Below are 25,215 nucleotides of genomic sequence, written 5' to 3'. Positions count from 1 at the left end.
GTCCCCGTCAGACCAGCATCAGGAGGCCACTATGAAAAACGTCAAAGTTTGGGACCCGCTTATCAGGATATTTCACTGGTCCTTGGTGATCTGTTTTATCTCGAACGCGTTGATCACCGATCCAGAATCCCAGCTTCATCGTCAGATTGGCTATGTGGTCGCAGGGCTGGTCGCGTTTCGGATCATCTGGGGCTTTGTCGGGTCGCGTCACGCGCGGTTCCGTGACTTTCCGCCGAGCATCTCGGGCTCTGTTGGCCAACTGTCAGACATGGCGACGGGTCGGAAACGGATTCACGTTGGCCATACGCCCTTGGGTGCACTGATGATCTATAACTTGATTGTGACCCTGATCGGCATCGCGATCACGGGGTATATGATGACAACCTTGCGGTTCTGGGGCATCGAGTGGGTCAAAGAACTGCATGAGATTTGCGTGACATGGGCGGAATTTTCCGTGGTTGCACATATCGCCGCAGTCGTCTGGGAAAGTCGCCGCACAGGTGTCAATCTTCCCAAAGCTATGGTAACTGGATCAAAGACACTCCCGACGGAAGTTTAACGAATGTCGTCAAAGACTAAGCCCGACAAAACGACCATCGGCTTGTTGGCTCTCATCGTTACCCAGTCGGCCTGTAGTGTGTTTTTCCTCTCTGACGCGGTTGCTGATATCATCGCTGACGGCATGGCGGCCCTGAATGATGTGCATCTGCATGTCGAAATGGTCGCCACATTGTCGCTGATCGTGGCGGTGATATTGGAGGGGCGGTTTCTGGTTCGGTTGCTGCGCCGAAATGCCCATGCTGAACGGGGGCTATCGATCGCCTCTGGTGCCCTGCATGATTTGATGGAGCAGTATTTCCACGAGTGGGGGCTTACACCGTCCGAGGCGGATGTCGCGACCTTTGCGATCAAAGGGCTGGATATCGCCGAGATTGCCGGAGTGCGCGGGACGGCTGAAGGAACGGTCAAGGCGCACCTTAATGCGATCTACCGAAAATCTGGGACCTCTGGGCGCGGCGCGTTGTTGGGGCTTCTGGTGGATGACTTGCTTGCGCAGCCGCTCATCGAACGCAAAGAACCGCCGAAAGATGTGCCAAAAGCTAGCGGACTGGCCTAAAATGCACTAAGTTACGCAGTGGATTGGATGAGCCGAGGCCATTGATGCGTAAATTGAGTGTGTTAGCCGCTTTTGTCTTTTCGGGCGTTAGTGGAGTTGCCGGTGCGGACAGCGTGTCCACATCGTCAAGAATGGCGTTGTTTCAGAGCCAGACCGCGATCCTTGATGGTCGTGCGTCTGAACAATATTCTAACTCGGTCCGCCTCCAACCCGAAGAGTTCCGCGTTCCGACGATCAATGGTCCCGAATTTCTAGGCAGCTACAGCGGTCCTTACCTTCAAATGGCGCGGGCGGCGGCTAACCGTTATGGGATACCGTCAGGACTTTTCTTGCGGTTGGTCCAACAAGAAAGCGGTTGGAACCCAGGCGCGGTTAGCCCCAAAGGTGCGATTGGTCTGGCTCAATTGATGCCACAGACAGCGCGTGTTTTGGGCGTTGATCCTCATGATCCCGCACAAAACCTTGAAGGCGGGGCACGGTATCTGCGTCAGCAATACGATCGCTTCGGGAATTGGCGGCTTGCTTTGGCGGCGTATAACGCGGGGCCAGAAGCCGTAGAGCGCCACGGTGGTATTCCGCCTTATCGCGAAACCCGTAACTATGTTCGCGTGATCTACGGCAGTTAAGCCTGCGATGCCTTGCGAAATGCGCTCGGGGTCAGTTTGGTTTCGCCTTGAAAGCTGCGGGTGAAATAGGCCGCCGACGAAAAGCCCAAGAGCGCCGCAATATCTTTGACAGGGATTTTCGTGGTTTGAAGAAGCGTGCGGGCCTCAAACAGGATGCGGTCTTGTAAGATCGCGATGGCCGAACGGCTGCAGGTTTGATTGCAACATCGGGTGAGGTGTGTGGCGGTAACGCCTAATGCGGCTGCGTAGTCCGATACACCTTTGCCCGTCGCGAAATCCCGTTCGACCAAATCCGTGTAAGCGGCGACAAGACGTGCAGATGTCGTTGCAGCCCGCGCCATGGTGTCTTTTGGCGGATTGTCGGTCAGTTGCCGTTCGATAAACACCGACAAAATACCAAGTAGATACAGCGCCGCGCGATTGTGGCTCTCCTTATCCGACTTGAGTTCCCGTTCGAGCGCATCGACATGCGAAATAAGTTCCTTTTGCGCTACCACATCCCGCAGACGCATGTGCACAGGTTCCTCTGGCCAATCACCTGACATGGCTGACGGAATCGACAGCATGTAACCAAAGACGGTGGGACCGATTTCAAAGCTAAAGAGCGTGTGGGCGGGGATGAAGATCACATTATTGGGACCATACCCACTTGTCAGACCTGCAACCGTGATACGGCCCTGACCTTTGGTGAAGATCAAAAGGCGCGGGGTCGGGTGGCTGTGCAGGCATTCTGTCTTCCACCGCGTCGCAGGTGTGGGTTGATGCACTGCTGACAGAGCCAATCGATTTTCCAAATCGCTGAGATGGGAAAATTGGTGGCTTTGCATTGCTACTCCGAATGTTCGAATTGTGAAACAATATCGGATTTCGAAATCACCTCAAGGTTGATCTTGTGCCATTACGGAAACATATTGTTGCCAATGCCTAGCAAGGCAATGAGATAGGTGTCCAGAGTTTCATGCGATTTCTGAACCATGTGCGTTGCCGTTTTGCGTATTGGCGGCTCGCTATAATCGCGGCTGTGCGGGCCTCTGCTAGGGTCATTTCGCCCTTGAGGTGGGCAATGAGTTCAGGTGCCCCTATGGCTTTGGACGAAAGATAGGCTGGATCCCAATCAGGCAGGATCGCGCGGGCCTCGTCCAGCGCACCTTGGTCCAGCATGATGTCAAATCGTCGCTCAATCCGATCGTTGAGCCATTCCACATCGGGCTTCAGGACCAGCGCTTTGCTCTGCTCGACAGGCAGCAGCGGCGGTGGCGTATCGTCTTGCCAATCGGCCAACGGACGTCCAGTGGCCCTGAGAACTTCCCACGCTCTTTGCACTCTGGCGCGGTTATTCAGGTCGATGCGCGCCTTTGTTTGGTCGTCCAATGTTTCAATGAGGTCGGGCAGGGCGATTGTGTCGGCCTCGTCACGGACCTCTTGCGGCGTTGACGGGATTTCGACCAACCCTTCGGTAAGCGCCATGAAATAGAGCCCCGTGCCGCCGACAATGATTGGCCTTTCCGAGCAAGTAAGCAGAGGGGCGACATCGCGGAGCCAATGACCCGCTGAATAGAGACCATTAATCGGCACATGTCCGTAGAGCTTATGCGGCGCCCTCGCCAAATCGTTATTGTCGGGTCGCGCGGTCAGAATTCGCCAGCGGTCAAATATCTGTAGTGCGTCGGCATTGATGATCACACCACCACCCGTTTCCGCTATTTCCAAGGCCAAGGCAGATTTCCCCGATGCCGTCGGTCCAGCAATCAGCACGGGCTGTTGGTCAGGAATGTCTTTCGGATCAAACGCCACTGCGGGGTCCTTTTGCGGATTTATAGGCCAAGGCGCGGTTTTTCGGGTATTCGCCCATTGCACCTTTTCGCCTTTTGCGACATTTTCGCGCCCAATCAAAGACCAGTCAAAGAGGATGTCACGATGGGCGAGGCCAAACAGGTAAAGTTCAAGCGGGTCATGCTCAAGATATCAGGTGAAGCCCTGATGGGCGATACCCAGTTCGGTCTGAACCCTCCGACTGTTCAGCGTATCGCGCAAGAGATCAAATCGGTTCATGATCTCGGCGTTGAAATCTGCCTCGTGATCGGTGGCGGTAACATCTTCCGTGGTCTGTCGGGCTCTGCCCAAGGTATGGAACGCACGACCGCAGACTACATGGGTATGCTCGCAACTGTGATGAACGCGCTTGCGATGCAATCCGCTCTTGAAGGTTTGGGTGTATTCACCCGCGTTATCAGCGCAATTCCGATGGATCAGGTGTGTGAACCCTACATCCGTCGCCGCGCAGTGCGTCACCTTGAGAAAAAGCGCGTTTGCATTTTCGCCGCTGGCACAGGTAACCCGTATTTCACCACGGATACCGCTGCTGCGCTCCGCGCGACCGAAATGCATTGCGAAGCGATCTTTATGGGCAAGCAGGTTGACGGTATTTACGACAGCGATCCTAAAACCAACCCGGATGCAGAACGCTTTGAACGCGTGTCCTATGACGAAGTGCTGCGGCGCAATCTGAAGGTCGCAGATGCTTCGGCGATTGCGCTCTGCCGCGATAACAAGATGCCGCTGATTGTGTTCAACTTGAACGATGCGGGCGGTTTCTGTGGTATTCTCGCTGGTGAAGGCACCTATACAACTGTGCATGCCTAAGGCTATAGCGGTTCAAACCTACTAAGAACCCGCATGGGGAGCAGAAAATATGTCCGACGATTTTGAACTCGATACCGATGACCTGAACCGCCGCATGGAAGGCACTCTTTCGGCGCTGCGCACCGAATTTGCATCTTTGCGCACGGGCCGTGGCTCTGCGTCGATGCTCGAACCGGTGATGGTCGATGCTTACGGTCAGATGACACCGATCAACCAAGTTGGCACTGTGAACGTTCCAGAGCCCCGCATGGTTACGATCAACGTCTGGGATAAGGCGATGGTTGGTAAGGTCGAAAAAGCGATCCGCGAGTCGGGCCTCGGAATCAACCCGCAGCTCAACGGCACAATTATCATGCTGCCGATCCCAGAATTAAACGAAGAACGCCGCCGCGAACTGACCAAGGTCGCAGGGAGCTATGCCGAACACAGCCGCGTTGCGATCCGCAACATTCGTCGTGACGGCATGGACCAGATTAAAAAGAACAAAGACGGGATGTCCGAAGATGACCAGAAATTCTGGGAATCCGAAGTTCAGGGCATGACCGACAAATTTATTAAAAGTGTTGATGAAATGCTCGAGTCTAAACAGGCCGAGATTATGCAGGTCTAATCACCTGCACTGTGCCGGGGGGCCGATATGACGACGCTGAATGAACCCAGCCAAGACCAAGGCCCGCGGCACGTCGCGATCATCATGGATGGCAACGGGCGGTGGGCGCAGATGCGCGGCCGCCCGCGGCTTTTCGGGCATCACGCAGGTGCGCGCCGCGTTCGTGAGATCGTCGAAGCGTGCCCCGAGAACAACGTTAAATACCTGACGATTTTCGCTTTCTCGACCGAAAACTGGAAACGGACCCAGACCGAAGTGGCGGGTCTGATGAAACTGTTCCGTCGTTATATCCAACGCGAGGCTCGTGAGCTGTTCGAGGCTGGTATCCGTGTTCGTTTTATTGGCGATCGGATCAAGCTTGAGGATAAGCTGGTCACGCTGATGGACGAACTGGAACTGCTCACCGCTGGCAATGACCGCGTGCACCTCACCATTGCGATTAACTATGGTGGACGGGACGAAGTGACCCGAGCTGCGAAACGTCTGGCATATGAAGTTGAACAGGGGCGTTTGTCTCACAAAGATGTTGATGCGGAAACGTTGTCACGCTTCCTCGATACCCATGTTTTGCCTGATCCTGACCTCGTCATTCGCACCAGTGGCGAAGCACGGATTTCGAACTTTCTTTTGTGGCAGTCGGCCTATTCCGAGTATGAATTCGTCGACACGCTGTGGCCTGATTTCACCGCTGCCGAATTTGGCCGCGTGATGAAAAGCTACGGAAAACGTGAGCGCCGATTTGGTGGCGTGAAGGTCTGATCATTGGCGGGATTTAGAGATAATTGGCAGGACCTCGGTCCGCGCGTTGCCTCGGGTGTCGTGATGGCGGTCGTCTTTGTGGGGGCTGTCGTTTGGGGCGGATTGCCGTTCGCTTTGCTCGTGATTGCGGCTGGTGGGCTTTTGACCTGGGAAGTCGCACGGATGGCACGCATTGCGCAGCCAGAAGTGATCGGCCTCGTCGCGGCTGGACTGGTTGCTGTGGCACTACGGCTACCAGAATGGGCCGATGTGCTGCTCTTTGCCCTTGTTGCTGGTGCTTTATTCATTGGCGGAAAACACGACCGCAAGGTGCTTGCGATCTACGGTTTCTTCGCGCTGCTGGCCTGTGATGCTTTCTGGCTTATTCGGGGTGAGAGCCTGCGCCTCGCACTTTGGCTGGCGCTCGTCGTCGTGGCCTCTGATGTGATGGGCTACATCGCGGGCCGCATGATTGGTGGCCCGAAATTCTGGCCTGCTGTCAGCCCGAAAAAGACATGGAGCGGTACCGTTGCTGGCTGGATCGGCGCGGCGGTCGTTGGGGTTCTCATTATGCCGCAAGCAGGTTGGATCATCGTTCCTGTCTCAGTGCTCATGTCCTTTGCGGGGCAACTGGGCGATGTCGCGGAAAGTGCTCTGAAACGTCGGGCAGGGGTGAAGGATAGTTCAAACCTGATCCCCGGTCATGGTGGTGTTTTGGACCGCTTTGATGCCCTGATGGGGGCAGCTTTGGTTGTTGAAGCCTTCATTTATATTGTTGGGCCGCAGTTCGGGGTTCATGGGTGGCGATGAGGCGTGTTTCTATCTTTGGCGCGACGGGTAGTATCGGCCAGAACACAATCGATCTTATTGCTCGCGATCCCCAAAGCTACGATGTGGTGGCGTTGACGGGCGGTCGCAATGTGGCGCAGCTCGCCCGCGATGCCATTCGATTGAACGCGGATGTTGCGGTGACATGCTTTGACGACGAACTCCCCGCGCTGCGTGATGCGTTGGCGGGGTCGGGGGTTGAGGCTGCGGCGGGTGAGGCCGCAATGCATGAGGCCGCCATGCGCCCTGTGGATTGGGTCATGTCGGCGATTGTCGGAGCGGCTGGTCTCGCACCGGGGCTTCGGGCGTTAGAGCAGGGCGCAACGCTCGCTCTCGCCAATAAGGAATCCCTCGTTACCGCTGGTCCTCTGCTGATGCAGACCGCGCGGGAGCACGGCGGGCGTGTTCTGCCGGTCGATAGCGAACACTCTGCGATCTTTCAGGGTCTCGTCGGCGAAGACATCAACGCGGTCGAACGGATCATCATCACGGCGTCGGGCGGTGCTTTCCGTGATTGGCCGATGGAGGATCTGGCGAAAGCAACCGTTGAACAGGCATCGACCCACCCGAACTGGGATATGGGACAGCGGATCACAATTGATAGCGCCTCCATGTTCAATAAAGCGTTAGAGGTTATTGAAACCAAAGAGTTCTTTGGTGTTCTGCCCAATCAAATTGAAGTCGTCGTTCACCCCGAAAGCATGATCCACGCGCTCGTTGGGTTCCATGACGGGGCGCTGATGGCTCATGTTGGGGCGCCTGATATGCGCCACGCCATCGGCTACGCGCTGCATTGGCCAGATCGCAAACCGTTGCCTGTAGAACGCCTTGATCTTACCAAGATCGGCCAATTCACGTTCCGCGCGCCCGATCCTGACCGTTATCCTGCCTTGCCGCTCGCGTGGCGGGTGATGGAAGAGGGCGGTTTGTCTGGCGCGATTTTCAACGCAGCCAAGGAACGCGCCTTGGACCTGTTTATCGACCGTCAAATCGGGTTCCTCGATATGGCGTGCGTTGTTGAACGGACAATGGACGCGATTTCGCCACGTCAGGGGCTGCAAAATGACATTCCGGACCTAGATACGATCCGTGACGCAGACAAAGAGGCCCGCCGTGTGGCTTCGCAAATGATAGAGCAGTTGGGATAACTTATGGCCGATTTTCTTCCATTTTTCGGAAGCGCAGGGTTCACGATTGCGGCGTTTGTGGTCGCTTTGTCGATCATCGTGGCGATCCATGAATATGGTCACTACATCGTTGGCCGCTGGTCGGGGATCGGGGCAGAGGTATTCTCGCTCGGTTTTGGCCCTGTTCTGTTGTCGCGGGTCGATAAACGCGGCACACGCTGGCAAATCGCTGCGATCCCTCTTGGCGGATATGTAAAGTTTAACGGCGATGCGAATGCGGCCAGTGTCGGTGGCACGGTCGGCGGGCGTGATACGATGCTCGGCGCTCCGCTGTGGGCGCGGGCGGCGACGGTGGCGGCAGGCCCCGTGTTCAACTTTATCCTCACGATCGTGATTTTCACGGGCCTCGGCCTTTGGGTCGGGAAGGCCACCGATCCGCTGACACTGCGCAGCGTGCCTGACCTGCCAGCAAGCTTTATCCAAGACCTCCAAGTCGGTGATCAGATCATCGCGGTAGAGGATATGGATGCGCGGTCCGTGGCCGATTTCAGCATCGCATTGGATCAACTGCCTGTTCAGCCCTCTCTGACTTACACGGTCCTGCGGGATGGTGTTGAACAGCAGGTCGAAGGTCCATTCCCCGAAACCACTCGCGTTCTGTCGGTCAACCATGACAGCGCAGCTGCTGTTGCTGGTGTGAAAGAGGGCGATGTCATCACCGCAATCGATGGCCAGCCCGTTTATGCGTTCTCGCAAATGGTCGAGATTGTGGGTGCCTCGGACGGTAAGGTTCTGACGCTCGATATTTGGCGATCGGGTGAAAGCCTTCAGATCGAAGTTGCGCCGCGTCGCACAGATTTGCCGACAGCGGATGGTGGTTTTGAAACCCGCTGGCTGATGGGTGTGTCTGGCGGTATCTTCTTTGATCCAGAGACCACGACGCCGAATGTTGTGACGGCTTTCACTGATGCCGTTCGTCAACTTTGGTATGTTCTGCAAACTTCTGTTTCGGCGCTATGGTATATGATTGCGGGTCAAATATCGACTTGTAACCTGTCGAGCCCTGTAGGTATCGCGCAGGCGTCTGGTGCAATGGCTGCGGCTGGTCTGACGGACTTTATCAGCTTTATCGGTTTCCTCTCGGCGGCTGTCGGGCTTTTGAACCTGTTCCCGATTCCTGTTCTGGATGGCGGGCACCTTGTGTTCCACGCCTACGAAGCCATCACGGGCCGTCGTCCGAGCGACGGTGCGATGCGTATCCTTATCGCGCTAGGGCTATCGGTGATCCTCACGCTGACGCTGTTTGGTCTACTGAACGATTTGGTGCTCTGCCCATAATTTCGCGTCTGACGTCATTATTTCGCCCCAATTATTGTTTAGGTTGAGCCTACGCATGGCAAGGGAGCCGAAGAAATGCATACGATCAACGCGAGCTATCGCAGCCTGTCTTTTCTGGTGAACCTCAACTGGGACCGGATTTTCTATTTCGTGGCTATTGTTGCCGCTCTTTGGGTCGGGTCTTTGATCGGCACCTACGGAATGCACTAACATCGGCTAATCCTCGATGGGCAAAGGATCGCACGCACCCCAAGGGGTGCGTTGTTCGTTTTGACAAGACCCCTCAATCTGGTTAGGTCATAGTCCAAACGGGGCTGTTCGAATTGGCTGGATTCATGCGATTTACTTCTTTCTCTGAAAACGGGCCTTCGGGCAAAGCACTTTTGAAACTGACAGCGGCGGTTGGGCTTTCGCTTTTGACGTTTCAAGGCCTTCCGGTAGAGGCGCAGTCCTTTACAGTGAACACCGTCTCGATCGAGGGGAACCAGCGGATCGAAACCGCGACGATCCTCAGCTATCTGGGCATCGCTCAGGGTGAAACGGTTTCGGCAGCAGAGCTTAACGATGCGAGCCAGCGTATTCGCGCAACGGGATTGTTCGAAACGGTTGAGGTTGAACCGCGCGGCGGCCAACTGGTCATCACCGTCTCTGAATACCCCACCGTTTATCGCATCAACTTTGAAGGCAACAGCAGGCTCAAAGATGACGAACTCTTTGCGCTGCTTAGCTCGCAAGAACGCCGTATTTACAGCCCGAGCAGCGTTGAGGCTGATGTGGCCGATATCACCGCCGCCTATGCCGATAAGGGGCGGATCAACGCTATCGTAACCCCGCGCATCATCCGTCTACCGGATAATCGTGTGAACGTTGTATTCGAAATCGCTGAAAACGGTGTGACCGAAGTTGAGCGTATTGGTTTCTCTGGTAACCGTAGCTTCTCGGATCGTCGTTTGCGGGGTGTGCTGGCAACAAAACAAGCAGGTATCCTCCGCGCAATTATCGGCCGCGATACCTACGTTGCCGATCGCATTGATTTCGACAAACGCGTTTTGACCGACTTTTACCAATCCCGCGGATATGTCGACTTTACGGTTAACGATGTGAACGTTGAGCTGACCCGTGGCCGTGATGCCTATTTGATCACCTTTGATGTCGAAGAAGGACAGAAGTTCGATTTTGGCGCAATTGACGTCGTTTCGGAAATCCCCGAAGCGAACCTCGAAGAATTCCAAGAGGCCGTGCGCACTCGTTCGGGCACGACCTACACGCCGCTCGATATTGAAAACGACGTGGCCCGATTGGAGCGTCTGGCGCTTCAGCGCGGTCTCCAGTTCGTTCAAGTCGAACCGCGTATCACCCGCAATGATCGGGACCTGACGCTTGATGTCACCTACGCGCTCGTCCGTGGCGAACGTATTTTCGTGGAGCGTATCGACGTTGAAGGCAACAACACCACGCTCGACCGTGTGGTGCGTCAGCAATTCCGCGAGGTCGAAGGCGATCCCTTTAACCCTCGTTCCATCCGTGAAATTGCTGAACGTATCCGTGCGCTCGGGTTCTTTGCCAACGCCGATGTTCAGGCCCGTCGTGGATCAACTGACGATCAGGTGGTGATCGACGTGAACGTTGCCGAAGCACCCACCGGGTCGCTGTCCTTTGGTGCGAACTTCAACACCGACACTGGCCTTGGCCTGCTCGCGTCGTTCCGCCAGCAAAACTTCCTTGGACGTGGTCAAGCCTTGAGCCTGCAGTTCTCGACTGCTGAGACGAACAAATACTTCACGCTGAACTTTGACGAGCCTTACCTGCTGGGCCGTGACCTCGCCTTTGGGTTCGATATGAGCTACGGCGCCACCAATAATGAGTCGGCGCAATACGATACGGAGAGTTTTACTATTCGTCCGTCCTTGACGTTCAACGTTAGCGAAAATGGTCGTCTGCAGACATTTGTTCAAAGCCGATATTCGGATCTAACTGATCCTCAAGCGCCTATTTCCGTTATTGTTAACGATGATGTTGAACTTGATGGCCGTTGGAGCCATTCACTTGGTTATTCTTACACTTGGGACACACGTCGCAGTGGTTTGGATGATAATCGTGGCGTCATTTTAAGGTTCGGTCAAGAACTGGGCTTTGGCGACACAACTTTTGTAAAGACCACTGCAACAGCAGGGGCGGAGGCAAAAGTGCTGAGCGAAGAAGTAACTTTGAGAGCCACGATTGAAGGAGGGCATCTGCACTATACAGATGGGAATGCCACCATTTCTGACCGCTTCTTCTTGTCTGGGCGGCAAATGCGTGGGTTTGACCTTTACGGTATGGGGCCTCGTTTTAACGACGGTACAATTGACGATGCGCTGGGAGGCAATTCATATGCCGTAGCGCGTCTCGAAGCCGAATTCCCGATTGGTTTGCCTGATGAGTACGGTATCCACGGTGGCGCGTTTATTGACTACGGTTCACTTTGGGATCCGGGCGTCGACTGTAGTGATGCAAATGTTCATTACTGTGACTTCACCCCGCGGGCAGTCGCAGGTGTATCGTTGTTCTGGGACACGCCAGTCGGTCCGTTGCGGTTCAACTTTACCGATACGTTGCTGTCCGAGGACTTGGATGAAGCCAAATCCTTTGACGTGACCATTTCGACCAGCTTCTAATGCGTTTGGTTCATGCTCTGACCGTTGCGATTTCGCTGACCTTTGGGGGTTGGGCGGTCGCGCCGGTTCAGGCGCAGGACGCGGCTGCTGTCGTTCGATCACCGGTTTTGTTGATAGACATCGAAACGGTGTTTTCGGGGACACAATACGGTCAGCGGATTCTGTCCGAAATCCAATCCGCGTCTGAAACATTGAAGGCTGAAAACCAGCGCATTGCCGATGCGTTGACCGCCGAAGAGCAGGATATTGCTGCGCGTCGTCCGTCGATGGAGCCATCGGCGTTTCGTGCTGAGGCGGATGCATTTGACGAAAAGGTCGTCGGTATTCGTCGTGCGCAGGATGCTAAGGAACAAGAGCTTCAGGATCGACTCACGGCTGCGCGTTCGAATTTTGACACGGCCATCCGGCCCGTTTTGGGTAAGCTGATGCAAGACCGCGAGGCTGCGGTTCTCATGGCCCGTCGTGATGTGATCCTCTACTTCGGAGCCATTGATATCACAGACGCCGCCATAGCGCAGATTGATGCAACATTGGGTGATGGCACCCAAGCCCCTGAGAATTAACGCGACCTTGCCCCGTTGCAGGTGAATTGCTACTCAATAGACGAAGTGCCCGCGACGGGCTCGATAAGGACCACGACATGACTGACGCTGTAACCACCGCCGATATCCAACTGATCCAGCGGATCATCCCGCACCGCTATCCGTTTTTGCTGGTGGACAAAGTTGTCGATATCAACGGCACTCAGTCTGGTAAGGGCATCAAAAACGTCACGATGAACGAACCGCATTTCACGGGTCACTTCCCTGATCAGCCTGTCATGCCAGGCGTTCTGATCGTTGAGGCAATGGCGCAAACTGCGGGCGTTATGGTCGGCGTGTCGCTCGGGATGGCAGATAAGAATATGAAGGTCTACTTCATGGCGATTGATGGCGTGAAGTTCCGTCGCATGGTTGTGCCGGGCGATGTTCTGGAAATGCAGATTGAAACCACACGCGGCAAACCCGGTGCAAAGGTTTGGAAATTCAAAGGTGTTGCGACCGTAGAAGGCGAAATGGCTGCTGAAGCTGAATTCACCGCAATGATGGACACGAGCGCCTAATGACCGCCCAAATTCACCCCAGCGCCGTTATTGAGGATGGCGCCACCATCGGTCCTGATTGTGTGATCGGGCCGTTTTGTATCGTTGGCTCGGACGTTGTTCTAGGCCGCGGTGTAACGCTGAAATCTCATGTGGTGATTACGGGCGACACATACATTGGTGACGATAGCACGGTGTTTTCGTTCGCGGTGATTGGTGAAATCCCGCAAGATAAGAAATTCGGTGGTGAAAAAACATCGCTTCGCATCGGTGCACGGGCACGCATTCGCGAGCATGTGACGGTGAATACTGGGACCGCGGGTGGCGGTGGTCTGACTTCGATCGGTGATGACTGCCTGTTGATGGCTGGATGTCACATCGCCCATGATGCGCACATCGGTAATCGCGTGATTGTAGTGAACAGTTCTGCGGTGGCGGGTCACTGCATTGTTGAGGACGACGTTATCATCGGTGGTCTTTGTGGTATTCACCAGTTTGTTCGGATCGGTCGCGGCGCGATCATTGGCGCGTTGACCATGGTGACAAACGACGTGATCCCGCACGCCTTGGTTCAAGGTCCGCGTGGTAAACTCGATGGCCTCAATCTGGTTGGGTTGAAGCGTAAAGGCGTGGATCGCTCAGACATCACAGCACTGCGTGCTGCGTTTCAGGCGCTCAAGGACGGCGAGGGTACGTTCCTCGACCGAGCAAAGCGGTTGGGCGACGAAGCAGAGAGCGAATATGTCCGCGAGATGGTTGGTTTCATCCTAGGTGAGAGTGACCGTAACTTCCTGACACCGTCCTGATGATTGCACTGATCGCAGGGACAGGTGCGTTGCCTGCTGCGCTTGTGACCGAATTGCAAGCGCAGGGGGAGACTCCACTGATCTGCGTGTTTGGCAACTTTGAGCCTGATGTGTCGTCTGACCTGCCACGGTTGCGGTTCAGGCTAGAAACGTTAGGGTCGTTCATTTCCGAATTGCAACGCTATGGTGTGACTGAGGTCTGCCTCGCGGGCGCGGTGCGTCGGCCTGAGGTTGATCCCAGTTTGATCGATGCCGAAACATCGCCATTGGTGCCGCGTTTGATGGCGGCCTTGGGGCAGGGTGATGACGGGGCGCTGCGCGTGATCCTGTCGATCTTTGAAGAGGCCGGAATCGCCATTCGCGCCGCTCACGAGATTGCCCCCGCGCTATTGCCGCCCTCTGGCGTTTTAACCGTTGTTCGTCCGTCAGATCAGAATAGCACCGATGCTGCTGTCGGTCAGGCATTCGTCGCCGATATGGGGCGCCGTGATAGCGGGCAAGCCTGCGTAGTCCGCGCGGGGGAGGTCATCGCCGAAGAAGGACCCGATGGCACGGATGCAATGATTGGTCGCCTGTGCTTGCCGAGTGAAAACCCCGACCCGGTCGACTTTGGAGTTGGGTTTGTTGATGTTGCGGTCATTGCGTTTCGTGGTGTGCAACGGTTACTGACCGACGATTTGCCGACTCCGCTGTTAGGCGAAAGCGCCATCCTTTTTAAAGCACCGAAACCGAACCAAGATCGTCGTGCGGACCTCCCTGTTATTGGCCCGAAAACGGCGCTTGGCGCGGCTGAGGCGGGGATGGACGGTATTGTGATAGAGGCAGGTGGCGTGATGGTCATGGACTTGCCGAAGGTCATCGCCACATTGGACGCGCATGGCATGTTTTTGTGGGTGAGGGCGCGGGGATGAAGGTCTTTCTTTTAGCGGGCGAAGTGTCTGGCGACCGCCTTGGCGGTGCGCTGATGGCGGGCCTGAAAGAACTGCGCGATGACATGGAATTTCACGGCATCGGCGGCGAACAGATGCAGTCGCATGGGCTGACCAGCCTCTTTCCGATGGAAGAGTTATCCATCATGGGCTTGGCCGAGGTTCTGCCAAAGTATTTTCACCTCAAACGCCGTATTCGCGAAACAGCCGATGAAATCCTGCGTCTCAAACCAGATGTGGTGATAACCATCGACGCACCCGATTTTTCACTGCGGGTGGCGAAATTGGTGAAAGAGGCGTCGAACATTCGGACCGTTCACTATGTTGCGCCCTCTGTTTGGGCATGGCGTCCGAAACGTGCGGCGAAGATGGCGAAGGTGATTGATCACGTTCTGGCACTCTTGCCGTTCGAGCCACCCTATATGACGGCGCACGGGATGGAATGTGACTTTGTCGGGCATCCCGTCACAACCGAGGTTCAAGCAACCGACGCTGAGGCTGCCGATTTTCGTGCGCGGTTTGGCATCGGTGACGCGCCTTTGATCTTGGCTTTGCCGGGGTCGCGCCGTGGGGAGGTGTCGCGTCTGGCCGACCGTTTTGGCGCAGCATTGGCGCAGGTTGTTGCGGACAAACCTAACTCAAAGATCGTGTTGCCCTGTGCTGCGCCAGTTGCCCAATTGGTGCGCGACCTGACCGCGAACTGGGCGGTGCGGCCCATTCTGCTGGATCCGAGCGAAACGACCGCGGCAGACAAAAGGGCCGCGTTCAAGGCCGCAGATATCGCCTTGGCTGCCTCAGGCACTGTTTCGCTTGAATTGGCGGCAGCGCGGACGCCGATGGTCATTGCCTACGATTTTAACAAAATCACATGGGCGATCATGAGGCGCATGGCGTTGATTGACACATTCACTCTTGTGAACCTCGTCAGCGAAACGCGGGCTGTTCCCGAATTCCTCGGGCCTCAGTGCCGTCCAGAGTTGATTGCACCTGCTATACTCTCTGTCCTCAATGATCCAACCGCGCAACGCTCTGCCATGGATGTGACGATGCAGCGCCTTGGTGAAGGGGGCGAAGCTCCCGGCCTTCGTGCGGCTCGCGCGGTTCTTGCACGGCTATAGATGTTCGGGCTGATAGGGTTATTTCTTGCCGCGTTTCTGGCAGCGACGATTGTTCCTGCGCAGTCAGAGGCCGTCTTGGTCGGGCTTATCATTGCGGGCGATCACGCGGCTGGTGCTTTGCTCTTTGTCGCGACTGTCGGCAACGTGGCTGGATCGGTGGTGAATTGGACTATCGGTCGTTATTTGGGACGACTATTCAGCCATCCACGATTTCCGTTCTCGCCCGAGCAGATTGAACGGGCACAAAGAGGCTATCACAAATGGGGGTGGGTCAGCCTCTTTGCGTCATGGGTGCCTATTATTGGCGATCCGCTCACCGTTGTTGCTGGTACGATGAAAGAGCCGCTATGGCGGTTTTTAACGGTGGTCACGATTGCTAAGTTTGGGCGCTATGCCGTGCTCGCTTGGGTCACGGTTGGTTTGATGTAAGGCTTAGTTACCCTTCCAAATCCAACCGCCGCCCAGAATGCGAGTGCTCTCTGGATCGTAGAATACACAGGCCTGACCCGGCGATACGCCTTCCTCGGGTGTCAGCAATTCAACCTCAGCTTCAGTGTCCGAGATGGCCCGCAAGATCGCAGGGGCAGGCGGACGCGTGGAGCGTACCTTGACCGAGATTTCGCGTTCGGCCACATCAGTGAACGCTTCATCGCCGAGCCAGTTGATCTCGCGGATCGGCACGCGGCGGGTTGCAAGCAACTCTTTGGGGCCGACAACGACCTGACGATTGTCTACGTCGAGCTTCACGACATAGAGAGGGTCTGCGAGGCCACCGATACCCAAGCCACGCCTCTGCCCGATTGTGTAATGGATCACGCCACGATGTTCGGCCAAAACGTTGCCGTCCATATCAACGATCTGCCCAGGTTCTGCTGCGCCTGGACGCAGTTTTTCGATGACGCTCGCGTAGTTGCCATTCGGGACAAAGCAGATGTCCTGACTGTCGGGTTTATCTGCGACAGCCAGTCCGTATTTCGTGGCCAAGGCGCGCGTCGCGTCTTTGGACGGCAGATGGCCTAGAGGGAAGCGCAGGTAATCTAACTGCTCTGGCGTGGTCGAGAATAAGAAATACGACTGGTCGCGGTTCGCATCGGCGGCGCAATGCAGCTCCGCACCATTCGGCCCCATCATGCGTTGGATATAGTGACCCGTCGCCATGCAGTCGGCGTCCAGATCCTTTGCCGTTTGCAAGAGGTCTTTGAACTTCACGCGCTCATTGCAACGGATGCACGGCACAGGCGTCGCGCCCGCCAGATAGCTGTCAGCGAATTCATCGATCACCGCTTCTTGGAAGATGTTCTCATAGTCGAGCACGTAATGAGGAAACCCCATTTCCTCGGCCACACGGCGGGCGTCATGGATGTCACGACCAGCACAGCACGCACCTTTTTTCGCCAGAGCTGCCCCGTGGTCATAAAGCTGAAGCGTCACGCCGACCACGTCATAGCCTTCTTCGGCGAGCTGTGCTGCGACCACAGATGAATCCACACCGCCCGACATGGCGACAACCACGCGGGTTTCTGAGGGCGGTTTGGCAAAGCCAAGAGAGTTCAGCGGTTGATCGAGCGACATGTCAGCCTCCGGCGACTGGGTAGGGCAAGTCCGAGGGAATATATGAAAATGCTAACTACTCTCAAGGGGCGGTTTCACTCCTCGTTAAATGATCACGGCACAGTGTTTGTGCATGACGTGTCTTTAAGAGGATGAAACCATGTACCTTAGGAAAATTGATGGTCCACGTGCTGTGAACTTACCCGATGGGACGCATATGACGGTAGCGGACTTGCCGCCAGAGGGAACAAACCGTTGGGTTGCGTCGCGTAAGGCGGCCGTCGTGCAGGCGGTATTCTCGGGATTGTTAACTAAGAACAATGCCTTGGATCGGTATGATCTTTCTGAGGAAGAGTTCGATGGGTGGGTTTCTGCGATCCGTTTGCATGGCAAATCAGCGTTAAAAGCAACGGCGGTACAAAAATATAGACAACTTTAGGTAGAATGTGTGAAGGTGGCCTTAGCGGTAACGTGTAATTAACCATTGTGCATCAAGGTTAACGTCAGAACACAAAATGCGGAGGCTGCAGATGCGAGTGCTGCTGGTTGAAGACGACCCGACGACATCGAAAAGTATTGAAATGATGCTGACCCATGCGAACCTAAACGTCTATTCGACGGATCTGGGGGAAGAGGGGATCGATTTAGCAAAGCTATATGATTACGATTTGATCCTTCTGGACCTGAATTTGCCCGATATGAACGGTCACGAGGTGCTGCGCCAACTGCGTCTGTCCCGGGTGGAAACGCCGATTTTGATCCTGTCCGGTGACGATGGAACTGAGAGTAAGATCAAAGGGTTCGGGTTTGGCGCTGATGACTACCTGACCAAACCGTTCCACCGCGAAGAACTTGTGGCGCGTATCCATGCGATTATCCGTCGGTCCAAAGGCCATTCGCAGTCGGTGATTAACACCGGCCGAATTTGCGTCAACCTTGATGCCAAAACGGTCGAGGTCGAAGGTTCGCCTGTGCACCTCACGGGCAAAGAATATCAGATGTTTGAACTTCTTTCTTTACGTAAGGGGACCACGTTGACCAAGGAAATGTTCCTTAATCATCTGTATGGCGGCATGGACGAGCCAGAATTGAAAATCATCGACGTGTTCATCTGTAAACTGCGCAAGAAATTGCAGTCGGCTACGGGTGGTGAGAACTACATCGAAACCGTCTGGGGCCGAGGCTATGTGCTCCGCGATCCAGAACCAATGCGTGCAGCGACCAAAATTGCGATTGGTGCCTGAGAATTATCCAACCATCTGGACGATTGACAGGTGGACCCCTAGAACATTGCTGAGGCTGTTTTCAGCCTTGGCAGAAGATGGGGAAGAGTGTGACGCAATCGGCCACAGCGATAATCGCGGTAGAGCAGCTTACAAGTGATCAAGCCGTCGAGGAATTGGCGCGACTGGCCGATGTATTGGCGCGGGCAAATACGGCCTATCATACTGAAGATGCACCAGATATTTCGGATGCGGAGTATGATGCGCTCAAGCAGCGAAATTCTGCGATTGAGGCTCGTTTTCCTCATCTCAAACGATCAGATAGCCCGTCAGAGCAAGTTGGTGCGGTTGTCGGCGATGGTTTTGGCAAAGTCGCCCACGCTGTTCGAATGCTGTCCTTGTCGAACGCATTTGATGACGAAGATGTCGCCGATTTTGATGAACAAGTGAGGAAATATCTCGGCACGGATGAGGTGATCGCCTACACGGCTGAACCAAAAATTGATGGGCTTTCACTGTCGCTCCGCTATGAAAATGGGATTTTGGTTCAGGCGGCGACACGAGGCGACGGCGAGGTCGGGGAAAACGTCACCGAGAACGCCAAGACGATTTCTGATATTCCGCATCATATCACTGGCGCACCAGCCGTGATCGAAGTCCGCGGCGAAGTTTATATGAGCCACGCGGATTTCGCGGCGCTCAACGAACGCCACGCTGCGACAGGTGGGAAAACCTTTGCGAACCCGCGAAACGCGGCCGCAGGGAGCCTTCGACAACTCGATGCAGAGATCACACGCAGCCGTCCGCTTCGGTTTTTTGCCTATGCATGGGGTGAGGTCAGTGAACCGCTCGGTGAGACGCAGTTTGATGCAATAGAGCGATTTAAGGTGCTGGGATTTCAGGTAAATCCGCTTACGCGACTGTGTTCGACGATCGAGGAAATAATCAGCCATTACCGCGATATTGAGGCCCAACGTGCGACGCTCGGCTACGATATCGATGGTGTGGTTTATAAGGTTAACGATCTGAACTTTCAGCGCCGCTTGGGGTTCCGATCCACAACGCCACGTTGGGCGATTGCGCATAAGTTCCCAGCAGAGCTGGCGTGGACACGGCTTGAGGCGATCGACATTCAGGTTGGTCGGACGGGGGCTTTGTCACCCGTGGCGCGCCTCCAGCCCGTGACTGTGGGCGGGGTCGTAGTGTCAAATGCCACGCTCCATAACGAGGATTACATCGCGGGCCGTGACAGCAATGGGCACCCCATTCGCGATGGTAAGGACATTCGTATCGGTGATTGGGTGCAGGTCTACCGCGCAGGCGATGTGATCCCCAAAATTGCCGACCTTGATTTGGCGAAACGTCCCGATGATGCAGAGCCGTTTGCGTTCCCTCATGTCTGTCCTGAGTGTGGGTCAGAGGCGATCCGCGACGAGGGCGACTCGGTTCGGCGTTGCACGGGCGGTTTGGTGTGTCCTGCGCAGGCTGTTGAACGGCTCAAGCATTTCGTATCGCGTGGGGCGTTTGATATCGAAGGGCTTGGCGCAAAACAGATCGAAATGTTCCACAATGATCCGGTGCTACCGATCAATGAACCTGCCGATATTTTCACGCTCGCGAAACGGGACGCACAGAATTTGGCGCGATTGAAAAATCGTGATGGTTTCGGTGAAAAGAGCGCGAATAAGCTGTTTGAAGCGATTGAACAAAAAAGAAAAATACCGTTTGGAAAGTTCTTGTTTGCTCTCGGCATTCGACATCTTGGTGAGGTCGCAGGTGCCGATCTTGCCCGTCATTTTGTAACTTGGGATGCTTTGGTTCGCACGGCCGATGCGGCACGCGTTGCCGCTCAATGTGAAGTCTTGGCTGAGGAGGCAGAAGCCGAAGAACGCGCGCTGGCAGAGGCGCAAGGCCGTCGGGCGAATATTAAGAAATCGCGGGATAAGGTTTGGGCGGATTGTCCTCAAGAGGCGCTTGCGGCGTGGAATGAGTTTACATCAATTGACGGGATCGGGGCCGTCTTGGCGGTCTCCTTGATCACCACTCTGTCTCAACCCGAAGAGCGTGCCGTCATTGACCGATTGGTTGCCGAGTTAGACATTCAAGCGCCTGAACAACGTTCAACCGATAGTCCTGTTGCGGGTAAGACGGTCGTCTTTACGGGGTCGCTTGAGAAGATGACGCGGGCAGAGGCAAAGGCGCGAGCGGAATCGCTGGGCGCGAAGGTGGCGGGTTCCGTCAGTGTGAAAACTGATTTGCTGGTCGCTGGTCCAGGTGCAGGGTCCAAGGCAAAAAAGGCCGAAGAACTGGGCATAGAAACCATCGACGAAGACGGTTGGCTCGCTTTGATTGGGGACGCATGAGCGGTCGGCCCGAAATACTCTGGCCGCTGTTCGGTGATTTGACTGGGCTCGATGGGATCGGCCCTAAAACGGCTGCGCATCTTGAAAACCTTGCGATCAAAACGCCGCGCGATTTGCTGTTTACCTTGCCACAATCGGGTGTGGATCGGCATCGGCGTCGATCCATCCGCGATGTGACGCCGCCCGCGACAGTGACGGTTGAAGTAGAGGTTACGGGGCACACGCCGAACCGTCAAAAGGGCCGTCCGTATAGGGTAACGGTGGAGGATGCCGAGACCTCGTTTCAGATCGTGTTCTTCCATGCGCGTGGCGATTATCTGACCAAAATCTTACCCGTTGGGTCGCGGCGGATTGTGTCAGGTAAGATCGAGTTTTTCGACGGTGTGGGCCAAATGGTTCACCCCGATCACGTGCTTTCCTTAGATGACGCCGACAGCATTCCCGCCTTTGAACCCGTCTATCCGCTGACCGCTGGCATCACGCAAAAGCTGATGTTCAAAGGCAGTCGGGCCGCATTGAGTCTTTCGCCCGTTCTGCCCGAGTGGATCGATCCAGCTCTAAAAGCTCGCGAAAACTGGCCTGATTGGCGCGATTCAGTCGAGACGGCGCATAATCCGCAATCCACCACGGATCTGTCGCCCTTTGATAAATCCCGACAACGGCTCGCTTATGACGAGGTTTTAGCGCACCAACTAACACTAGCGCTGGCGCGGGCGCAGGTGCGGCGGGGTAAGGGGCAAGTGAATCGCGGCAATGGGGCGCTGCGGTCCAAGGTCTTAGCTGCATTGCCATATCGACCGACCAATGCGCAGCTGCGTTCAATTGACGAAATCGCTGACGACATGGGGCATGGGGCTCGTATGAACCGATTGCTGCAGGGCGATGTCGGATCAGGGAAAACCCTCGTTGCGTTGATGGCGCTGTTGATCGCGGTTGAAGCGGGCGGGCAGGGCGTCATGATGGCCCCGACCGAGATTTTGGCGCGCCAGCATCTAGAGGGATTGCGACCCTTGGCCGAAAGCGCAGGTGTCGTGCTGGAAATTCTGACGGGTCGGGACAAAGGCAATGAGCGTAAGGCTAAATTGGCCGCGTTGAAAAATGGGGACATCGGGATTTTGGTCGGCACCCATGCGGTGTTCCAAAAGGATGTGGAGTTTGCGGATCTCAGGCTCGCGGTAATCGACGAACAGCACCGTTTTGGCGTGGCGCAGAGGATGGAACTGGGCGCCAAAGGCACGGCTGTCGATGTTCTGGTGATGACCGCGACGCCGATCCCGCGCAGCCTCGCGCTCGCACAATATGGCGATATGGATGTGTCGGTGCTGGATGAAAAGCCACCGGGGCGCACGCCCGTGCAAACGGCGTTGGTCAGCACGCAGCGGATGGATGAGGTGGTCGATCGATTGCGCCGCGCTGTGGCCGAGGGGCGTCAGGCCTATTGGGTTTGCCCCTTGGTCGAAGAGTCGGAGGTTAGCGATATGACCGCCGCCGAAGAGCGGTTCAAACGTCTTCGCGCAGCCTTTGGCGATGGCGTTGTCGGGCTGGTGCATGGCCAGATGCCGCCGTCAGAAAAGGATACCGCGATGGCGCGGTTTGTGGCTGGCGAGACGAAAGTTCTGGTTGCGACCACGGTGATCGAGGTGGGCGTGAATGTGCCAAACGCGTCGATCATGGTGATCGAGCGGGCAGAGAGCTTTGGCCTCGCGCAGTTGCACCAATTACGCGGGCGAGTAGGGCGAGGCTCTGCGGCCTCGACCTGTCTGCTGATGTATCAACCGCCCCTCACCGAGAGCGGCAAACGGCGGCTGGAAATTCTGCGCGAGACAGAGGACGGGTTCCGTATTTCCGAAGAAGACCTCGCCATTCGCAGCGCGGGTGACATGATCGGCACCGCGCAATCGGGTTTGCCACGGTTTCGGATTGCTGATTTGGAACGACAGGCGGCGCTGATGCAGACGGCGCAGGCAGATGCGCGAAAGCTGCTGTTGGATGATCCAAAGTTGGAATCTGATCGAGGGAGAGCCGCGCGTGTTCTCCTTTGGCTCATGGAACAGGATAAAGCGATCCGTTTGATTTCAGTGGGTTAACCTGATGTTCCCCTGAATGTTCGCAAATGTTCTCAAAAAGTTCTTGATTGAATCGGAATCATATGAGAACAAATAAGCAACAAGGTTAACGCAGCAGGAGAAATCAACATGGCTAAAGATATCAAAGCCGTACTGAGCCGGTCGCCCGTGACTGTTCTGTCCGATCTGATCGGCGCGGTGTCGCTGGTTGTGATCCTCTATGCTGGTCTCACGCTGCCTGCGTTCTTGTAACCTGCCTATCAACTGCCCTCGTGTTTCGCGCCGTTCCGGTCTGTCGTCCTGTCCCAAACTTCTGACGTCGACCACTGCCTGTCCAAATTGGTCAAACGGAGTCCTGCCTCTTTTCCGTTTTCTCCGGATACGGGTCCCACGCGAAACACCGCTCTCCGCCGCCGTCCTTTGTGACGTGCGGCGGTTTTCTTTTGGTTGTCAGATTTTATAGGCGAGGCGGAGGCCACCCCAATGACGACCGTTCACGGTGATCGGGGCAGAGAGATCTTTCATCATCACAAACTCGCCACCGCCCATATCACGGCGATAGACCTGCATGAGGAAGGGTTCTCGGTTCTGACCAGCCTTTAGGCCGACACGGTCATCAAAAATCCTGCGGTTTCGGCTGTTCGCTGTGTTCCAAACGACGTCAGGTCCTTGCGGGAGCGAGAATTTGAGATTGTGCGTTGGAAGATAGCCACGATCATCTACAGCCGCACTGAACACCACACGAGGGTCGAGTTTCAGCGCGGGCTCTTGGAATTTCGGCAGAACGGCATCCGTGAACCGCGTATAGCGCGACATGACCTGCTGTGGATTGGTTGCAGGGATGGGGAGGTATGTTCGATCAAAGAGTTCCGCTTCGGAAATGACCCGCTTCTTGATCGCGTCCTCAAAGGCGGCGCTGATGTCCCGAGCGGTTTGCACGACGTGATCAATGAATTTCTGATCCTCAGACGCGCCCCCGGCCAGAACGCTCAGGCGTACAACGGTTTCGCTATCATCCACCAAGGCATGAAGACGACTGCGTGTTTTCTGCACACCGTCTGTCGTCGTTTGGGCAGAGCTGGCGATCTTCTCAAAGGCGGGGCCAAAGGTGTCGATGGCGTCTGCGATGACTTCGGCGTCGGCTTGCATGGTTCCCGCTGTGCGAACAGTTTCCTGCATTTGGTCCGCAACGGTCGTGATCTTTTGGTTCGTGTCTTCGGTGTCCGCGATCACTTTTGCCGCGCTGGCCTGCATGGCGGTGGTTTCGTTGCTGAGTTCGGCAAAGTTCTTGGCAAGAACTGTGACACCTTCACTGACTGACTCTGCGGCCATTCCAGTGTTGCGGGACAACTCGTTGATGGCCTCTGCTACGACAGCAAAGCCACGGCCATGCGTGCCCGCACGGACGGCTTCGATCTTGGCATTGATGGCAAGGATGTTCACCTGACGGGCAATCGACGTGATCTCGCGGTTCAAGCTTTCCACGGATTTCAACGTTTGAACCACCGCCGTCATGCGGGTTTCAACGGACCGCACCCAATTTGCCACCTGTTCACTGCTTTCACGGCTGGTGCGGAAACTCGCAATGCCGAGCTGAAGCGCTTCAGAATTCGCCTCGGCCATCGTCGCGACATGCCTGATCGCTTCTTGCATGGCGCTGTTGGCATGCATGATGTGATTGACCCGCGATTGAAGGCCTTCCATTTCACCAAGCTGCTGGCTGGACAGCTCGCCAACGCTGTCGAGGAAGCCTGCGATATCTACGACATCAGACGCCATTTTGGTGCCGACGCGGGTGATTTCATCAAACCCCGTCGATGGCGTGTCAGCTAACTGCGCTGAACTTTTTCGGTGCAACATGCGTCCTCCCGGTGCCCGAACCGACACCCAAGGGAGTCGGCGAATTACTCTTTTTGTGCCTGCGCTAATTGCGCCGCCTCGACGACAGCGTCGAAGGCCAGAAGGATCGACGCGTGCCTGTTTTTGTAGTCCCGAGCCGGCAGCAGCGCCTCCAACCCATCAAAAGGCGCTTGCGGAACGGGACCATCATTTTTCAGCATTGCGCGCAATTCGTCCCGTGCGGCCTCTAACTCCGCGACGGTCCGCCCGATGACCGCTCCCCCGAGGATCGCGGCAGAGGCTTGACCCAATGCACATGCTTTAACGTCCTGACCGAAGGAACTTATAACGCCGTTCTGTATTTTTACGTCCACAGTGACCGTAGACCCGCATAAAGGCGCACGTTTTTTTACCGTGGCATCTGCATCAGGCAGGCGGTCCGTGAACGGCATGTCTGCCGTGAGCGCCAAAATGCGCGAGGAATAGAGCTTCACCAATTCTGCATTATCGGACACGGGCGGGTTTTCCTTTTCAACGTCTGTGCAGTAAATAGGG

General features: G+C 55.7%; 27 protein-coding genes. 22 read left to right on the top strand and 5 right to left on the bottom strand.

What is annotated here, in order from left to right:
- The first annotated feature begins 31 nt into the window (after positions 1-31).
- From BSK21_RS07030 to BSK21_RS07020, 3 genes are all read left to right on the top strand, one after another.
- Complete coding sequence (locus tag BSK21_RS07030; RefSeq protein WP_067545271.1) at positions 32-559, top strand: cytochrome b/b6 domain-containing protein; 528 nt, start codon at positions 32-34, stop codon at positions 557-559.
- Between the two features lie 3 nt (positions 560-562).
- Positions 563-1,117, top strand: coding sequence for a helix-turn-helix transcriptional regulator (locus BSK21_RS07025; RefSeq protein ID WP_067545268.1), 555 nt, complete (start codon positions 563-565; stop codon positions 1,115-1,117).
- Between the two features lie 131 nt (positions 1,118-1,248).
- The gene (locus tag BSK21_RS07020) at positions 1,249-1,743 is read left to right on the top strand and encodes a lytic transglycosylase domain-containing protein (RefSeq protein ID WP_367147029.1); all 495 of its coding nucleotides are present in this window, start codon (positions 1,249-1,251) and stop codon (positions 1,741-1,743) included.
- Here the strand turns inward: BSK21_RS07020 and BSK21_RS07015 are convergent.
- Together BSK21_RS07015 and miaA are read right to left on the bottom strand one after the other, a co-directional pair.
- Positions 1,740-2,525, bottom strand: coding sequence for an AraC family transcriptional regulator (locus tag BSK21_RS07015; protein ID WP_231924654.1), 786 nt, complete (start codon positions 2,523-2,525; stop codon positions 1,740-1,742). The genes BSK21_RS07020 and BSK21_RS07015 overlap by 4 nt on opposite strands.
- A 142-nt stretch (positions 2,526-2,667) precedes the next feature.
- A complete protein-coding gene (gene miaA, locus BSK21_RS07010; RefSeq protein WP_197498057.1) occupies positions 2,668-3,537 on the bottom strand; it encodes a tRNA (adenosine(37)-N6)-dimethylallyltransferase MiaA in 870 nt (289 codons plus the stop codon).
- 123 nt (positions 3,538-3,660) lie between these two features.
- On the opposite strand from miaA, the gene pyrH reads away from it, so the two are divergent.
- The 14 genes from pyrH (at position 3,661) to BSK21_RS06945 (ending at position 16,047) form a co-directional block, all read left to right on the top strand.
- Positions 3,661-4,386, top strand: coding sequence for a UMP kinase (gene pyrH / locus BSK21_RS07005; protein ID WP_067545259.1), 726 nt, complete (start codon positions 3,661-3,663; stop codon positions 4,384-4,386).
- A gap of 49 nt (positions 4,387-4,435) precedes the next feature.
- Positions 4,436-4,996 carry a ribosome recycling factor gene (gene frr / locus BSK21_RS07000; RefSeq protein ID WP_067545256.1) on the top strand — a complete coding sequence of 187 codons (561 nt, stop codon included), beginning with the start codon at positions 4,436-4,438 and terminating at the stop codon, positions 4,994-4,996.
- A 27-nt stretch (positions 4,997-5,023) separates the two neighbouring features.
- Positions 5,024-5,755 (top strand): polyprenyl diphosphate synthase, encoded by a 732-nt coding sequence (gene uppS, locus BSK21_RS06995; RefSeq protein ID WP_067545253.1) that lies wholly within the window; start codon positions 5,024-5,026, stop codon positions 5,753-5,755.
- 63 nt (positions 5,756-5,818) lie between these two features.
- Positions 5,819-6,544: a phosphatidate cytidylyltransferase gene (locus BSK21_RS06990; protein WP_156529511.1), complete on the top strand. Its 726-nt coding sequence runs from the start codon at positions 5,819-5,821 to the stop codon at positions 6,542-6,544.
- Entirely contained in the window at positions 6,541-7,710 is a 1,170-nt protein-coding gene (dxr, locus tag BSK21_RS06985) for a 1-deoxy-D-xylulose-5-phosphate reductoisomerase (protein WP_067545247.1), read from the top strand. The genes BSK21_RS06990 and dxr overlap by 4 nt, the downstream gene beginning before the upstream one ends.
- Positions 7,711-7,713: 3 nt before the next feature.
- Complete coding sequence (gene rseP, locus BSK21_RS06980) at positions 7,714-9,027, top strand: RIP metalloprotease RseP (protein ID WP_067545244.1); 1,314 nt, start codon at positions 7,714-7,716, stop codon at positions 9,025-9,027.
- Between the two features lie 75 nt (positions 9,028-9,102).
- Positions 9,103-9,237: a hypothetical protein gene (locus BSK21_RS16230; protein WP_292251766.1), complete on the top strand. Its 135-nt coding sequence runs from the start codon at positions 9,103-9,105 to the stop codon at positions 9,235-9,237.
- A 125-nt stretch (positions 9,238-9,362) separates the two neighbouring features.
- Positions 9,363-11,684 (top strand): outer membrane protein assembly factor BamA, encoded by a 2,322-nt coding sequence (gene bamA / locus BSK21_RS06975; protein WP_067545241.1) that lies wholly within the window; start codon positions 9,363-9,365, stop codon positions 11,682-11,684.
- Positions 11,684-12,247 (top strand): OmpH family outer membrane protein, encoded by a 564-nt coding sequence (locus tag BSK21_RS06970; protein ID WP_067545238.1) that lies wholly within the window; start codon positions 11,684-11,686, stop codon positions 12,245-12,247. Before bamA ends, BSK21_RS06970 begins: the two co-directional genes overlap by 1 nt.
- A gap of 77 nt (positions 12,248-12,324) precedes the next feature.
- Positions 12,325-12,786 (top strand): 3-hydroxyacyl-ACP dehydratase FabZ, encoded by a 462-nt coding sequence (gene fabZ, locus BSK21_RS06965; RefSeq protein ID WP_067545235.1) that lies wholly within the window; start codon positions 12,325-12,327, stop codon positions 12,784-12,786.
- Positions 12,786-13,571: an acyl-ACP--UDP-N-acetylglucosamine O-acyltransferase gene (gene lpxA / locus BSK21_RS06960; protein ID WP_067545232.1), complete on the top strand. Its 786-nt coding sequence runs from the start codon at positions 12,786-12,788 to the stop codon at positions 13,569-13,571. Before fabZ ends, lpxA begins: the two co-directional genes overlap by 1 nt.
- Positions 13,571-14,482: an LpxI family protein gene (locus BSK21_RS06955; protein ID WP_074038985.1), complete on the top strand. Its 912-nt coding sequence runs from the start codon at positions 13,571-13,573 to the stop codon at positions 14,480-14,482. Before lpxA ends, BSK21_RS06955 begins: the two co-directional genes overlap by 1 nt.
- Positions 14,479-15,618 (top strand): lipid-A-disaccharide synthase, encoded by a 1,140-nt coding sequence (lpxB, locus tag BSK21_RS06950; protein WP_067545229.1) that lies wholly within the window; start codon positions 14,479-14,481, stop codon positions 15,616-15,618. Before BSK21_RS06955 ends, lpxB begins: the two co-directional genes overlap by 4 nt.
- The gene (locus BSK21_RS06945; RefSeq protein ID WP_067545226.1) at positions 15,619-16,047 is read left to right on the top strand and encodes a YqaA family protein; all 429 of its coding nucleotides are present in this window, start codon (positions 15,619-15,621) and stop codon (positions 16,045-16,047) included.
- Positions 16,048-16,050: 3 nt separating this feature from the next.
- On the opposite strand, the gene mnmA is transcribed toward BSK21_RS06945, so the two are convergent.
- Positions 16,051-17,190: a tRNA 2-thiouridine(34) synthase MnmA gene (gene mnmA, locus BSK21_RS06940; RefSeq protein ID WP_067545223.1), complete on the bottom strand. Its 1,140-nt coding sequence runs from the start codon at positions 17,188-17,190 to the stop codon at positions 16,051-16,053.
- Positions 17,191-17,329: 139 nt separating this feature from the next.
- Here mnmA and BSK21_RS06935 point away from each other — a divergent pair, with 139 nt between their 5' ends.
- The 5 genes from BSK21_RS06935 to BSK21_RS16225 all read left to right on the top strand — a co-directional run bounded on the left by BSK21_RS06935 (position 17,330) and on the right by BSK21_RS16225 (position 23,073).
- Complete coding sequence (locus BSK21_RS06935) at positions 17,330-17,608, top strand: DUF1153 domain-containing protein (protein WP_067545220.1); 279 nt, start codon at positions 17,330-17,332, stop codon at positions 17,606-17,608.
- Between the two features lie 91 nt (positions 17,609-17,699).
- Positions 17,700-18,413, top strand: coding sequence for a response regulator transcription factor CtrA (ctrA, locus tag BSK21_RS06930; protein WP_067545217.1), 714 nt, complete (start codon positions 17,700-17,702; stop codon positions 18,411-18,413).
- 89 nt (positions 18,414-18,502) lie between these two features.
- The gene (gene ligA / locus BSK21_RS06925) at positions 18,503-20,755 is read left to right on the top strand and encodes an NAD-dependent DNA ligase LigA (RefSeq protein ID WP_231924652.1); all 2,253 of its coding nucleotides are present in this window, start codon (positions 18,503-18,505) and stop codon (positions 20,753-20,755) included.
- The gene (recG, locus tag BSK21_RS06920; RefSeq protein WP_067545211.1) at positions 20,752-22,842 is read left to right on the top strand and encodes an ATP-dependent DNA helicase RecG; all 2,091 of its coding nucleotides are present in this window, start codon (positions 20,752-20,754) and stop codon (positions 22,840-22,842) included. Before ligA ends, recG begins: the two co-directional genes overlap by 4 nt.
- Positions 22,843-22,950: 108 nt before the next feature.
- On the top strand, positions 22,951-23,073 hold the full coding sequence (locus BSK21_RS16225; RefSeq protein ID WP_290245694.1) for a hypothetical protein: 123 nt from the start codon (positions 22,951-22,953) through the stop codon (positions 23,071-23,073).
- A 198-nt stretch (positions 23,074-23,271) separates the two neighbouring features.
- Here the strand turns inward: BSK21_RS16225 and BSK21_RS06915 are convergent, their stop codons facing one another.
- Positions 23,272-24,681: a methyl-accepting chemotaxis protein gene (locus BSK21_RS06915; protein WP_067545208.1), complete on the bottom strand. Its 1,410-nt coding sequence runs from the start codon at positions 24,679-24,681 to the stop codon at positions 23,272-23,274.
- A gap of 44 nt (positions 24,682-24,725) precedes the next feature.
- Positions 24,726-25,175, bottom strand: coding sequence for an iron-sulfur cluster assembly scaffold protein (locus BSK21_RS06910; RefSeq protein WP_067545205.1), 450 nt, complete (start codon positions 25,173-25,175; stop codon positions 24,726-24,728).
- Positions 25,176-25,215 lie beyond the last annotated feature (40 nt).

Origin of the sequence: Marivivens sp. JLT3646 (assembly GCF_001908835.1) — a bacterium.
GTDB lineage: Bacteria > Pseudomonadota > Alphaproteobacteria > Rhodobacterales > Rhodobacteraceae > Marivivens > Marivivens geojensis.
Note: the sequence above shows the minus strand (reverse complement) of the source record. Positions and strands in the feature narration are given on the sequence as shown.

Coding starts and splice junctions, on each gene's coding strand:
- BSK21_RS07030 (WP_067545271.1), top strand. CDS start 32: ATGAAAAACGTCAAAGTTTGGGACCCGCTTATCAGGATATTTCACTGG.
- BSK21_RS07025 (WP_067545268.1), top strand. CDS start 563: ATGTCGTCAAAGACTAAGCCCGACAAAACGACCATCGGCTTGTTGGCT.
- BSK21_RS07020 (WP_367147029.1), top strand. CDS start 1,249: ATGGCGTTGTTTCAGAGCCAGACCGCGATCCTTGATGGTCGTGCGTCT.
- pyrH (WP_067545259.1), top strand. CDS start 3,661: ATGGGCGAGGCCAAACAGGTAAAGTTCAAGCGGGTCATGCTCAAGATA.
- frr (WP_067545256.1), top strand. CDS start 4,436: ATGTCCGACGATTTTGAACTCGATACCGATGACCTGAACCGCCGCATG.
- uppS (WP_067545253.1), top strand. CDS start 5,024: ATGACGACGCTGAATGAACCCAGCCAAGACCAAGGCCCGCGGCACGTC.
- BSK21_RS06990 (WP_156529511.1), top strand. CDS start 5,819: ATGGCGGTCGTCTTTGTGGGGGCTGTCGTTTGGGGCGGATTGCCGTTC.
- dxr (WP_067545247.1), top strand. CDS start 6,541: ATGAGGCGTGTTTCTATCTTTGGCGCGACGGGTAGTATCGGCCAGAAC.
- rseP (WP_067545244.1), top strand. CDS start 7,714: ATGGCCGATTTTCTTCCATTTTTCGGAAGCGCAGGGTTCACGATTGCG.
- BSK21_RS16230 (WP_292251766.1), top strand. CDS start 9,103: ATGCATACGATCAACGCGAGCTATCGCAGCCTGTCTTTTCTGGTGAAC.
- bamA (WP_067545241.1), top strand. CDS start 9,363: ATGCGATTTACTTCTTTCTCTGAAAACGGGCCTTCGGGCAAAGCACTT.
- BSK21_RS06970 (WP_067545238.1), top strand. CDS start 11,684: ATGCGTTTGGTTCATGCTCTGACCGTTGCGATTTCGCTGACCTTTGGG.
- fabZ (WP_067545235.1), top strand. CDS start 12,325: ATGACTGACGCTGTAACCACCGCCGATATCCAACTGATCCAGCGGATC.
- lpxA (WP_067545232.1), top strand. CDS start 12,786: ATGACCGCCCAAATTCACCCCAGCGCCGTTATTGAGGATGGCGCCACC.
- BSK21_RS06955 (WP_074038985.1), top strand. CDS start 13,571: ATGATTGCACTGATCGCAGGGACAGGTGCGTTGCCTGCTGCGCTTGTG.
- lpxB (WP_067545229.1), top strand. CDS start 14,479: ATGAAGGTCTTTCTTTTAGCGGGCGAAGTGTCTGGCGACCGCCTTGGC.
- BSK21_RS06945 (WP_067545226.1), top strand. CDS start 15,619: ATGTTCGGGCTGATAGGGTTATTTCTTGCCGCGTTTCTGGCAGCGACG.
- mnmA (WP_067545223.1), bottom strand. CDS start 17,190: ATGTCGCTCGATCAACCGCTGAACTCTCTTGGCTTTGCCAAACCGCCC.
- BSK21_RS06935 (WP_067545220.1), top strand. CDS start 17,330: ATGTACCTTAGGAAAATTGATGGTCCACGTGCTGTGAACTTACCCGAT.
- ctrA (WP_067545217.1), top strand. CDS start 17,700: ATGCGAGTGCTGCTGGTTGAAGACGACCCGACGACATCGAAAAGTATT.
- recG (WP_067545211.1), top strand. CDS start 20,752: ATGAGCGGTCGGCCCGAAATACTCTGGCCGCTGTTCGGTGATTTGACT.
- BSK21_RS16225 (WP_290245694.1), top strand. CDS start 22,951: ATGGCTAAAGATATCAAAGCCGTACTGAGCCGGTCGCCCGTGACTGTT.
- BSK21_RS06915 (WP_067545208.1), bottom strand. CDS start 24,681: ATGTTGCACCGAAAAAGTTCAGCGCAGTTAGCTGACACGCCATCGACG.